This window comes from Kitasatospora sp. NPDC058190 (genome assembly GCF_042883685.1).
In the GTDB taxonomy this organism is placed as follows: domain Bacteria; phylum Actinomycetota; class Actinomycetes; order Streptomycetales; family Streptomycetaceae; genus Kitasatospora.
In genome coordinates this window covers 68191-78353 of the sequence record NZ_JBHVVI010000029.1, presented here as the reverse complement: position 1 = coordinate 78353, position 10163 = coordinate 68191, and the positions used below count along the sequence as shown (strand labels likewise).

Here is a 10163-nt window from a genome sequence, read left to right as displayed (position 1 = left end):
TTTGTAAACAAGACGCGGGGGGGGGCTGTCTATCGACTGCCCGCCCCGGCTTCTTGCCGGTTCAGGACGGCTCAGGACGGAGGGGTGGACCGCTCGCGCCGGGTGAACACCCGCCGCACCGGCCCGGTGACCGCCTCGACGGCCCGGCCGACCCGGGTGCCGACGGCTGTACGGGCCGCCCGCACCGCGTCGGAGGTCCGCCACCACAGCTGCGCCGAGGACGGCGGCAGCAGCAACGCCCGGGCCCGGTCCATCCGCCCGGCGCCGCTCCACAGACCGTGCCGGGCGGTGCGGACGTCGGCGGCCAGCGCAGCCGTGGTGACCTGCCCGGCCGGGGCGTAGAGCACCCGCTCGGTGGCCAGCGCCAGGCGCCCGGCCGCCGCCGCCGCGTCCGCGTCCAGCTCCGCCTTCTCGGTGATCCTCCTGGCGGCCGAGCGCGGGGTGCGTGACTCGTCCGGGGGAATTCCGAGGTCCCAGGCGGAGTCGATCAGCTCGTCCCAGGCGGCCAGCACCTGGGCGTCGGTCAGTTCGAGCGGGCCGTCCCCGCCGGGGCGGCGCCGTCCGCCGCCGAGCCGGCGGCGGCGCAGGGCCGTGCGCCAGAGCATCGGCGCGAGCAGCAGTGCGATCACCACCAGTACCGCGGCCAGGGCGCCGAGCACCTGCGAGGAGAGCGGCCAGGACTGCTCGCCGGCCTGGTCGACGGCCTTGTTCTTGGCGCCGCAGTCACCCAGCTGGCGCTGCTTGGCGGTGCAGTTCGAGCTGCTGGTCGGCGCCGGGACGGCGGCCGCGCTCGACGCGGCGGCGGTCGGCTGCTGGGTGGGCGCCGTGGTCGGGGCGCTGGACGCCTCCTGGTAGTGGGCCGGGACACCGCGGCTCGGGGTCGGCTCGAAGCGCATCCAGCCGTAGCCGGAGAAGTACAACTCGGGCCAGGCGTGGTACATCCGGCCGGTGACCGAGTAGACGTCGCCGCCCTTGCTGTCGCCGGGGGTGAAGCCGACCGCGACCCGGGACGGGATCTTCAGCACCCGGGCCATCGCCGCCATGGTGGAGGCGAAGTGCACGCAGAAGCCCCGGCGGTCGCGCAGGAAGACCGCGATCGCGTCGCTGCCGGTGCCGCCCGCGACGTTGGTGTCGTACTTGAACTGCGGGCCGGTGAACCAGTTCACCAGTGCCGTCGCCCGGTCGTAGTCGTTCTGCGCCTTGGCGGTGACGGCCTTGGCCTGCTCGGCGACCACCGGTGGCAGGTCGGCGGGCAGGGCGGTGTAGTGGTCCCGGATGTCCTGCGGGGCGAGCGGCGCGGCGCGCAGCTCGCCGGCGGTGGGCCGCAGGTCCAGCGAGGTGACCTGGTAGTGCAGGCCGCGGATGGCCTTGTCGTTGGTCGGCACCACGGTGCGGGTCAGCGGGTCGAGCTTCCAGTCGCCGCGGTTGGGGAGCTGGACGGAGGCGGCCGGGTACGGCATCGGCAGCCAGCTCTTCTCCAACCGGTCGCTGACCTGGAAGTCGCCCTCGATCCGGGGGACGTCGGTGCTGCGCAGGCCCTCGGGGGAAGGCAGGGTGGCCGGGAGGTCGTTGACGACGGAGCTGCTGAGCTTCCAGCTGGTGCCGTCGAACTGGTCCAGGGAGCCGGTGCGCAGGTAGATCTGGCCGGCCAGGTCGCTGTCCAGGGTGTAGCTGAGCAGCTCGGTGTCGGTCGGTTTGGTGACCGCGGCCTCCAGGCTGACCAGCGGGTCGAGGCTGGTCGTCACGCTGCCCGAGGTGCCCTTGCCGGAGGACCCGCCGGAGCCGGAGTCCAGCAGCCCCAGGTCCCAGCGCGGCAGGAAGACCGGCAGCAGCATCGCCAGGGCCAGCGCCAGGACGCCGACCTGTTGGCCGCCCGGGCTGACCCGGCTGGAGCCGACCGTGCCGCGCGCGCCGCCGCGGAAGACCCGGCCCCAGCGGGAGACCCGGTCCTGGCCCTCGGCGAACAGCAGCATCAGGTAGCCGGCCGCGGCCAGGCCGAACCAGACCCAGCTGCCGTGGTCCCCGGCCAGGGCGTTGCCGGTCGAGTACAGCGCCAGCAGCGGCAGCCCGGCCAGCGCGGAGCGCCGGTAGGTCACCGCGACGGTGTCCACCAGGACGGCGATCAGGCCGACCGAGGAGACCAGGATCAGCCGCAGTCCGGCGGTCGGAGGCGCCGGGATGGCGTACTGGGTGATGTCGTCGATGCCGGAGGAGAAGACCCGGCTCAGCACCCGCATCGCGTTCGGGCCGGGCAGCACGCCGCCGGTCATCCCGGAGCCGGCGAAGCCGATCAGCATCAGCAGGAGCAGCACCAGCAGCTGCGCCACCGGCACCGTCCAGCGGAACAGCGGGGAGCGGCGCAGGCCCGCTCCGACCGCCGCGATCACGGCGATCACCAGGACGGCGTGGGTGAGCCAGCTCCGGGTGGTGAGCAGCGGGAGCATGCACAGCGCGGCGAGGGTGGTGGCCAGCACCGAGTACACGGTCAGTTTGGCCCGGGTGGTCACGCGCCGGCCTCTTCTCGGTAGGGGGCGGTGGTCTTAGCGCCCTCGGCGGCCCGCCACAGGTCCGGTACGGAGTCCCCGGCACGCACCGGCAGGACCGTCCAGCCGGCCTCGCGCAGCTGCCGGACCCGCTTGCGGAACTCGTCGCCGCCGGTGTTCGGGGCGACCATCCGCAGGCCGGCCCAGGTGTCGGTGTCGAGCAGGAAGGCGATCGCCCCGCCGGTACGGCTCCGCAGTCGCGCCAGTCGGGCGGTCTGCGCCTCGTCCAGCGCGCCGATGACGGCGACCAACAGGCCCTCGCCGCCGGCCCGCAGCGGCTCCTCGGCGCGGGACAGCCCGCCGCCGTCGGAGAGGTCGGCGACCGCGAGGGCGTCCAGGATCAGCCCGGAGGTGTCGGCGGCGACGTTGTTGCCGCCGGTGCCGGGGCCGGGCACCCACTGGCCGGTGTCGGTCAGCAGGTGGGTCTGGTAGCCGCGCTCCAGCAGGTGCACGGCGACGGAGGCGGCGCAGCTGACCGCCCACTCGAAGGAGGAGGCCGGGCCGCTGCCGCGGTGGCCCACCTCGCGGGTGTCCAGCAGGACGGTGGCCCGGGCCTTCTGGGGCTGTTCCTCGCGGCGCACCATCAGCTCGCCGTACCGGGCGGTGGAGCGCCAGTGCACCCGGCGCAGGTCGTCGCCGGGCCGGTACTCGCGCAGGATCACGTCGTCGTCGCCGGCCAGCGCGAGGGTGTGGGTGTGGCTCTCGCCCTGGCCGATCCACTCGCCGCTGAGCCGCACCTGCGGCAGCACCTGGACCTGTGGGACGACGGTGAGTACGTCGGAGGCGGTGAAGGCGCGGTTGACCTCGCACATCCCGAACGGGTCGGACAGCCGCAGCTGCAGCGGCCCGAGCGGGTAGCGGCCGCGCAGGTCGGAGCGGACCCGGTAGGAGACCTCGCGGAAGCCGCGCGGCTCGACCCGGTCCAGCACGAACCGCGGGCGCGGCCCGAGCACGTACGGGACCTTGTCCTCCAGGAGCAGCAGGCCGGTGGGCACCCGGGAGACGTTGTCGACCCGCAGGTGGACCCGGGCCTCCTGGCCGGCGATCGCCCGGTGCGGGTTGAGCCGGCGGCCGCTGGCCACCCGGTAGCGGGTGTTGGCGACCACCAGGGCGGCGACCAGCGGCAGCGCGGCGAGCAGCACGCCGACCCGCAGCAGGGCGTCCTGGTTGAGCAGGTAGGCGCAGACCACCGCGGTCAGTCCGGCCGCGAGGAAGGAGCGGCCGCGGGTGGTGAGGCCGTGCAGTCCGGCCCGCAGTCCACCCGTCTGATCGGATGAGGCCACCTCAGCCCCTCCGGACGGCCGGGCCGCCCTGCGGACGCGGCAGCGGCAGCCGGGCGACCAGGTCGGTCACGATCTGCTCGGAGGTACGGCGGCTGAGCTGGGTCTCGGCGGTCGGCATCAGGCGGTGCGCGAGGACCGGGACGGCCAGGCGCTGGATGTCGTCCGGGGTGACGTAGTCGCGTCCGTCCAGCGCGGCGGCGGCGCGGGCGGCCCGGACCAGGTGCAGGGTGGCGCGCGGCGAGGCGCCCAGGCGCAGCTCGGGGCTGGTGCGGGTGGCGGCGACCAGGTCGACGGCGTAGCGGCGCACCGGGTCGGCGATGTGCACGGTGCGGACCAGGTCGACCAGCTTGAGGATGTCGGTGGCGTGCGCGACGGGCTGGAGGTCGGCCAGCGGGCTGGCACCGGCGTGCACGTCGAGCATCGCGAACTCGGCCTCGGGGCTGGGGTAGCCGATCGAGATCCGGGCCATGAAGCGGTCCCGCTGGGCCTCCGGGAGGGGGTAGGTGCCCTCCATCTCGACCGGGTTCTGGGTGGCCACGACCATGAACGGCGAGGGCAGCTCGTAGCTGGTGCCGTCGATGGTGACCTGGCGCTCCTCCATGGACTCCAGCAGCGCGGACTGGGTCTTGGGCGAGGCGCGGTTGATCTCGTCGCCGACCACGATCTGGGCGAAGATCGCGCCCGGACGGAACTCGAAGTCGTGCCGCTGCTGGTCGTAGATGTTGGTGCCGGTGACGTCCGAGGGCAGCAGGTCGGGCGTGAACTGGATGCGGCGCACGGTGCAGTCGACCGAGCGGGCGAGCGCCTTGGCCAGCATGGTCTTGCCGACGCCGGGCACGTCCTCCAGCAGCAGGTGGCCCTCGGCGAGCAGGACGGTCAGGGCGATCCGGACGGCCTCCGGCTTGCCCTCGATCACGCTCTCGATGTTGGCGCGGACGCGGTCCACGACCGCGGCGAGCTCGGGGAGTCCGACCTGGCGGTACCCGTTCGCCCTCTGTTCTCCCCCCGCAGGACTGCCGAGATCGGCCTGGTCGTTGTAGCTCGTCACCCGTTTACGCTCCCTGGCGCCCTGTGCCGGCCTCACCCGAGGCCGGACCCCCACCCCATGCTTGACGCGGCCGTCCCGGGGGCGGTTCCGACGGCGGATCCGGCGCCGGGGTGGCGGCCCGCGGCCCGGCCGCCCCAGGTGGTTCGGGGTCCGACCGGCAGGCGCATTCTCCCCCGGGCGGTGGCCCGAAGTCACCATTCGGCTGTCCCCGAATGCGCTGTGACTCGACCGCTCGCCTCCGGGGGGCGGCTCGGGGCGGGGACTCGCCCGCTCGCCTCCGGGGGGCGGCTCGGGGCGGGGACTCGCCCGCTCGCCTCCGGGGCGCGGCTCGGGGTGGGGGCCCGAGAGAGCGCGCGTGTCAGACGATCTCGCGCAGCAGCCCGGTGTGGACGTCGAAGACGAAGCCGCGGACGTCGTCGGTGTGCAGCAGGAACGGGGAGGTGCGCACCCGCTGCATGGACTGGCGCACGTCGCCGTCCAGGTCGACGAAGGACTCCACCGCCCACTGCGGGCGCTGGCCGACCTCCAGCTCCAGCTCGCGGCGGAAGTCCTCGGTGAGTCCGAGCAGGCCGCAGCCGGTGTGGTGGATCAGCGCGATCGAGCGGGTGCCGAGGGCGCGCTGGCTGATGGTCAGGGAGCGGATGGTGTCGTCGGTGACGACGCCGCCCGCGTTGCGGATGACGTGCGCGTCGCCCAGTTCGAGGCCGAGCGCCGCGAACAGGTCGAGGCGGGCGTCCATACAGGCCACCACGGCGATCTTCTGCACCGGGCGGGCGTCCATGCCGCCGTCCCGGAAGGTCACCGCGTACTCGCGGTTGGCCGTCACGAAACGGTCGATGATGACGGGTCGGGTGGTGTCGGCAGCGGCGTTCGGCGTGGGCCGGTCGGGGGTCACTGTCATGGTGGCGACGTTAGTGCGATTCCGGGCCCCGCGGTGGGGTCGGGAGCTACAGAACCGGCCGCTGTGATCGAGTGCATAGCGACAACGGGAGGGTTTGTCCGAGCTGGTCCCGGAGTGGGTTCGTACCCGGTCGCTCGACCGGGGCGCGCGGCGCTCGTCGGGGCTCGCCGGCCGGGTCCTCCACCGGGCCGCTCCGACGGCCGCGACCTGCGGTGATCCGTACCGCCGCCCGGGTGGTGCGCCGGAGCGGACCATTGACTGCCGGGGGCCGCGCGATAGAGTTGCGCCGCACTGGAGCACACCCGCCGGAGCCCGTCAACCGGGCCTTGTCGGCCGGTGTGGACCGGTCGATGCGGCTCATGGCCTCCACCCGCTCCGTGCCCACCTGGCGCACCTTCCCCGGCGCCGGGCGGTCACGACCTTCCCCCTGAGCGGGCGGGGACCACGGGCCGCGTCGTCGTGTCGGGGGACGGTGGGCGAGAATGGTCGGAGCTCCCGGAGATCGGGCTGCTCCGCACCGAGGAAGGGCGCCACCGCGCATGACCACCAACGAACCGGGTCCCAAGCACGTTCCGGTGATGCTGCAGCGGTGCATGGACGCCCTCGCCCCCGCGATCTCGCGCCCCGGTGCCGTGGTGGTGGACGCCACCCTCGGACTCGGCGGGCACAGCGAGGCGCTGCTCACCCAGTTCCCGGAGGTCCGGCTGGTCGCGGTGGACCGCGACCCGCAGGCGCTGAAGCTGTCCGGCGAGCGGCTGGCCCCGTTCGGCGACCGGGCCACCCTGGTGCACGCGGTGTACGACGAGATCCCCGAGGTGCTGGAGCGCCTGGGCATCGACGAGGTGGACGGCATCCTGTTCGACCTCGGCGTCTCCTCGATGCAGCTGGACGAGGCCGACCGCGGTTTCGCGTACGCCCAGGACGCGCCGCTGGACATGCGGATGGACCAGACCCGGGGGATCAGCGCGGCGGAGGTGCTGAACACCTACAGCCACGGTGACCTGGCCCGGATCCTCAAGGTGTACGGCGAGGAGCGGTTCGCCGGGAAGATCGCCTCGGTCATCCTGCGGGAGCGGGCCAAGGAACCGTTCACCAACAGCGCGCGTCTGGTCGAGTTGGTGCGCAACGCCATTCCGGCGGCGACCCGTCGGACCGGCGGGAACCCGGCCAAGCGGACGTTCCAGGCACTGCGGATCGAGGTCAACGGCGAGCTGGAGGTCCTGGACCGGGCGATCCCGGGGGCGCTGGACGTCCTGGCGCTCGGCGGCCGGATGGTCGTGATGTCGTACCAGTCGCTGGAGGACCGGCTGGTGAAGCAGTACTTCGCCGCCGGGGCGACCAGCACCGCCCCGCCGGGGCTCCCGTTCATCCCGGAGGAGCACCAGCCCTGGCTCAAACTGATCACCCGAGGTGCCGAGCTGGCCACCGAGCAGGAGATCGAGGAGAACCGGCGCGCCGCGCCCGTCCGACTGCGGGTGGCGGAGAGGATCAGGGACCGAAGCAAGCGGGGCTGAGGCTCGGCGGGGTCCGAAGGGCGGAGGAAAGCGGTGGGGCCGGTGGCCGGTGAGGTCCGGGCGGGGCGGGGAGGACTCCCCGGACAGGGCAGGGCGCGCATCACGGTCCGGCCGGGGCGGCGCCCCGTGCGGGGGCGCACGCCGTTCGCGGTGCTCGTGGTGATGCTGCTGGCCGGCGGTCTGTTCGGGCTGCTGGCGCTGAACACCGCGCTCAACGAGGGTTCCTTCGAGCTGTCCCGGCTGCAGAAGCAGACCACCAAGGCGACCGACGAGCAGCAGAGTCTCCAGCACGAGATCGACCAGAGCTCGGCCCCGGACGCGCTGGCCAAGCGGGCCGGCGAGCTGGGCATGGTCCCGGCCGGGGGGATGGCCTTCCTGGACGTGCCGAACGGAGGCAAGGTGATCGGCACACCCGGACCGGCGCAGGACAGCCCGCCGGTGAAGAAGTCGACGGTCGATCCGTGGCCGATGAAGGCCTCCCCGGCTGCGCAGGGCGCCCCGGCGCCTTCGGCGCGGCCCACCGCGCAGCCGACCACCCCGGCCGCGGCCCCGTCGACGCCGACCCCGGCGGCCTCGGCCGGTGACTCGGTGATCCAGCTCAACCCGGTCTCGCCCGCGCCGCACGGGGGTGGCAACCGGTGACCACTCCCCGTCAGCCGTCGGGCTCGGGCTCCGGTTCGGGCCGTCGTCAGCCGCCGCGCACCGGTGCGCCCCGGCCCGCCGCGGGCCGCAGCCAGCCGGCGAAGGGCCAGGCCGCGAAGCCGCAGGCCGCGAAGCCACAGCCCGTCAAGCCTCAGCCCGCCAAGCCGCAGGCCGCCAAGGGCCAGCCCGCGCGCGGCCAGTCGGCCAAGGCCCAGCCCGCCAAGGCCACCGCCGCCCGTACCCCGCGCGCGCCGCAGCAGCGCCGCCCCGAGGGCCGTCCGCCGGCCCGCAGCCAGGCGGCGGTGCGGCCGCGTCCGAAGACCCGCCCGCCGCAGCGCCCCAAGGCGCTGAAGCTGGCCGAGCCGAAGCGTCGGCTGCGGGTGATCACCGTGGTGCTGTCCCTGGTGTTCTCGGTCTTCGCCGGGCGTCTGGTGCAGCTCCAGCTGGTGGACGCCGACGCGCTGGCCGCCGACGCCAACACCAACCGCTACCTGAACATCCCGATCACCGCCGAGCGCGGCTCGATAACGTCCTCCGACGGGGTCGCGCTGGCGGCCACCGTCGACGCGTACGACATCACCGCCGACCCGGCGATGTTCACCCCGGAGGCGACCGGCATCCCGGACGCGCCGGAGCAGGCGGCCGCCCTGCTGTCGCCGATCCTCGGCGTGCCCAAGGAGAAGCTCGCCACCGACCTGCACACCCCCAAGACCCGCTACAAGCGGCTCGCCGCCCAGCAGACCCCGGCTGCCAAGAACCAGATCAGCGACCTGAAGTCGACCCTGGAGAAGCAGGCCGGCTCGCGCACCTGCCTGGCCCAGAAGAAGCTGCTCGGCAAGCCCGCCGACCAGGGCGGGCGGACCCGGGTGGACAACGAGTGCGCCAACCCGCTGGCCGGGGTGTTCAACCAGGAGACCCAGAAGCGGGTCTACCCGGCGGACGGCCTGGCCGCCAACCTGATCGGCTTCGTCAACGGCGACGGCGCGGGCGCGGGCGGCCTGGAACTGCAGTACCAGAAGCTGCTGGCCGGCAAGGACGGCCACAGCAGCTACGCCCAGGCGGGCGGGCGGCTGGTGCCCACCGCCGGGGGCTCGATGGACGAGGCCGTGCCCGGCAGCGACGTCAAGCTGACCATCAACCGGGACATCCAGTGGGCCGCCCAGCGGGCGATCACCGACCAGGTGGCCAACTCAGGCGCGGAGAAGGGCTACGTGGTGGTCCAGGACGTGAAGACCGGTCAGGTCCTCGCGATGGCCACCGCTCCCGGCTTCAACCCGAACGACCTGAGCCTCTCCAAGCAGTCCCAGATGGGCAACCCGGCCCTGGTCGACGCCTACGAGCCGGGCAGCACGGCCAAGCTGATGAGCCTGGCGGCCGTCCTGGACTCCGGCAAGGCCAACTGGGACACCAAGGTCACCGTGCCGAACCGGCTGGTCCGGGCGGGCCAGCAGTTCAAGGACGACGTCGAGCACGGCGACTGGTACCTGACCCTGGCCGGGGTGCTCGCCAAGTCCTCCAACATCGGCACCATCGAGGCGGTCGAGACCCTCGGCGACGGCGACCAGCTGAAGGCCAACCAGGTGCTGGACGGCTACATGCGCAAGTTCGGCGTGGCCCAGCCGACCGGCCTGAACTTCCCCGGGGAGACCCCCGGGATGCTCAAGAAGCCGGAGGACCTGGTCGCCTCGGAGAAGTACAACATCTCCTTCGGCCAGGGCCCGCTGCAGATGAACGCGCTGCAGGCCACCTCGGTGTACTCGACGATCGCCAACGGCGGGGTGCGGGTCGCTCCCAGCATCGTCCAGGGCACCACCGGGCCGGACGGCAAGTTCACCCCGACCCCGCCGGGGGAGCAGACCCGGGTGGTCGGCGAGCAGACCGCCAAGACCCTCACCTCGATGCTGGAGTCGGTCGTCGACGACGAGCAGGGCACGGGCGGCAAGGCCGCCATCCCCGGCTACCGGGTCGCCGGCAAGACCGGTACCGCCAACCGGGGGGCCGCCAACGGGGTCGGCTACGACGGCTACACCGCCTCCTTCATCGGCTTCGCCCCGGCCGACGCCCCCCGGTACACCGTCTCCTGTACCCTCCAGGGCCCGGTCAACGGCCACTTCGGCGGCCAGCTGTGCGGGCCGGTGTTCAAGCAGGTGATGGAGTTCACCTTGAAGACCATGCAGGTCCCGCCGAGCGGCAGCCAGGCGCCCAACCTGCCCGTCGAGTGGAAGCCGTGAG

General features: G+C 73.5%; 7 protein-coding genes. 3 read left to right on the top strand and 4 right to left on the bottom strand.

The window, feature by feature from the left end; genetic code table 11:
• Nucleotides 1-71: 71 nt before the first annotated feature.
• The 4 genes from ACFVWU_RS16215 to ACFVWU_RS16200 form a co-directional block, all read right to left on the bottom strand.
• Entirely contained in the window at nucleotides 72-2507 is a 2436-nt protein-coding gene (locus ACFVWU_RS16215; RefSeq protein WP_387620630.1) for a transglutaminaseTgpA domain-containing protein, read from the bottom strand.
• Complete coding sequence (locus tag ACFVWU_RS16210) at nucleotides 2504-3826, bottom strand: DUF58 domain-containing protein (protein ID WP_387620627.1); 1323 nt, start codon at nucleotides 3824-3826, stop codon at nucleotides 2504-2506. The genes ACFVWU_RS16215 and ACFVWU_RS16210 overlap by 4 nt, the downstream gene beginning before the upstream one ends.
• A gap of 1 nt (nucleotide 3827) precedes the next feature.
• Entirely contained in the window at nucleotides 3828-4772 is a 945-nt protein-coding gene (locus ACFVWU_RS16205; RefSeq protein ID WP_387620642.1) for an AAA family ATPase, read from the bottom strand.
• 460 nt (nucleotides 4773-5232) lie between these two features.
• Nucleotides 5233-5775, bottom strand: coding sequence for a beta-class carbonic anhydrase (locus ACFVWU_RS16200; protein WP_380609288.1), 543 nt, complete (start codon nucleotides 5773-5775; stop codon nucleotides 5233-5235).
• 539 nt (nucleotides 5776-6314) lie between these two features.
• Here ACFVWU_RS16200 and rsmH point away from each other — a divergent pair.
• The 3 genes from rsmH to ACFVWU_RS16185 all read left to right on the top strand — a co-directional run bounded on the left by rsmH (nucleotide 6315) and on the right by ACFVWU_RS16185 (nucleotide 10162).
• Complete coding sequence (rsmH, locus tag ACFVWU_RS16195; protein WP_387620623.1) at nucleotides 6315-7289, top strand: 16S rRNA (cytosine(1402)-N(4))-methyltransferase RsmH; 975 nt, start codon at nucleotides 6315-6317, stop codon at nucleotides 7287-7289.
• Between the two features lie 126 nt (nucleotides 7290-7415).
• Nucleotides 7416-7931, top strand: coding sequence for a cell division protein FtsL (locus ACFVWU_RS16190; protein ID WP_387620621.1), 516 nt, complete (start codon nucleotides 7416-7418; stop codon nucleotides 7929-7931).
• The gene (locus ACFVWU_RS16185) at nucleotides 7928-10162 is read left to right on the top strand and encodes a penicillin-binding transpeptidase domain-containing protein (protein WP_387620618.1); all 2235 of its coding nucleotides are present in this window, start codon (nucleotides 7928-7930) and stop codon (nucleotides 10160-10162) included. The genes ACFVWU_RS16190 and ACFVWU_RS16185 overlap by 4 nt, the downstream gene beginning before the upstream one ends.
• Nucleotide 10163: the final 1 nt, after the last annotated feature.